Raw genomic sequence first — 1,645 nt, 5'->3', positions numbered from 1 at the left:
CATCCCCCCTCCCGCCCCGCAACGGAGTCAACGCCACCCGTCTGCGCCTGCCCGCCTCCGGCTGGGAGACGGCGCAGGAGTACGTGCTGCACCGGTTCGGCCACGTGGACCCGGACGGCATCCGCGCCCGCTTCGCCCGCGGCGAGGTCGTCGCCCGGGACGGCTCCCCGCTCACCCCGACCACGCCGCTGGGCGTCCACGAGGACCTCTGGTACTACCGCGACGTGCCCGATGAGGCGCCCCTGCCCTTCCAGCACACCCTGATCCACCGGGACGAGCGGCTCGTGGTGATCCACAAGCCGCACTTCCTGCCCACCACGCCGGGCGGCCGGTTCGTCCAGGAGACCGCGCTGGTGCGCCTGCGCAACGAGCTCGGGATCGATGACCTCGTGCCCCTGCACCGCCTCGACCGGGCGACCGCCGGCGTCGTGATGTTCTCCGCCGACCCCGCCACCCGCGGCGCCTACCACCTGCTCTTCGAGCGGCGCGCGGTGACCAAGCGCTACGAGGCCGTCTCCGCGCTGCCCCCGGCTCGGGACCATGCCGACGACGACGCGGCCGCCTGGCTGGACCGCTTCCCCCTGGTGATGCGCAGCCGGATCCGCAAGGACAAGGGGGTGCTGCGCTCCCTCACCGAGGAGATCCCGACGGCGGCCTCCGGACGCGCGGCGGGGGCCCGGGTGCGCACGCGGAAGTCGAACCTCTCCCACGCGGGGGCGAACGCGGAGACCCGCATCGAGGTGCTGGACGTGGGCCGGTCGGCGGGCACGCTGGCCGGGGCGCCCGTGGTGCGCTTCAGGCTGAGCCCGCGCACGGGGCGCACCCACCAGCTGCGCCTCCACCTGGCCGCGCTGGGCCTGGGGATCGCGTTCGACCCGTTCTACCCGGACCTCCTCGACGCCGCCCCCGACGACCTCGCCCGCCCGCTCCAGCTGCTCTCCCGCTCGATCGCGTTCACGGACCCGGTGACGGGCGAGCACCGCGAGTTCGTCTCCCCCGCCGAGCTTCAGGAGCGTCCGGCGTGACGGACGTGACCGCCCTCCTCGAGGGCCTCGGCCCGTGGTTCCACCCGCTCACCTTCCTGCTGGTCGCCCTGGACGCCCCCGTCCCGCCGACCCCCTCGGAGGTGCTCGTCATCGGCTCCGGCTCCCTGGCCGCCGCCGGGCGCCTCGGCCTGGCCACCTCCGTGCTCACGGCCTGGCTGGGCTGTTGGGCCGGGGACGTCGGCCTCTACGCCCTGTTCCGGCACCGGCTCACCTCCGTCCTGGACCGGTGGGGCTGGGGCCGCGCCGTCCACGCCGGGATCCGCCACCTCATGGAGAAGGCGGGGCCGGCGTCGTCGCTGGCGGGGCTGTTCGTGCTGCGCTTCGTCTCCGGCGGGCGCACCGCCTCGATGGCCGCGGCGGGCGTGGCCGGGGTCCGCTGGCGCCCGTTCCTCTGGCTGTCGGGGACGGGCTCGCTGGCCTGGAGCGTGTACATGGTGGGGCTCGGGTGGATCACCGGCAGCGCGACGGGGCTGCCGTGGTGGGCGTCGGCGGTCGTGGGCGTCGTCTTGGGTACGCTTCTGGGGGCGGCCGTCGCCGCCGTGATCGCCTGGCGCCGACGTGGGAAGGAGGGGGCATGACCTCGCAGGACGACGACGCAC

2 protein-coding genes are annotated in these 1,645 nt (G+C 75.2%); both read left to right on the top strand.

Going from position 1 to position 1,645, the window contains the following annotated elements; genetic code table 11:
• Positions 1-1,025 (top strand): pseudouridine synthase (locus tag MHY29_RS12030; RefSeq protein WP_239241551.1); only part of this gene is annotated, 1,025 nt, incomplete at its 5' end.
• A complete protein-coding gene (locus tag MHY29_RS12025; RefSeq protein ID WP_239241540.1) occupies positions 1,022-1,624 on the top strand; it encodes a VTT domain-containing protein in 603 nt (200 codons plus the stop codon). The genes MHY29_RS12030 and MHY29_RS12025, both read left to right, overlap by 4 nt.
• Positions 1,625-1,645 lie beyond the last annotated feature (21 nt).

It is taken from the genome of Micrococcus sp. ACRRV, from assembly GCF_022346985.1.
In the GTDB taxonomy this organism is placed as follows: Bacteria; Actinomycetota; Actinomycetes; order Actinomycetales; family Micrococcaceae; genus Micrococcus; species Micrococcus porci.
The sequence above is the reverse complement of the archived record's forward strand: the minus strand, read 5'-3'. Positions and strand labels throughout refer to the sequence as shown.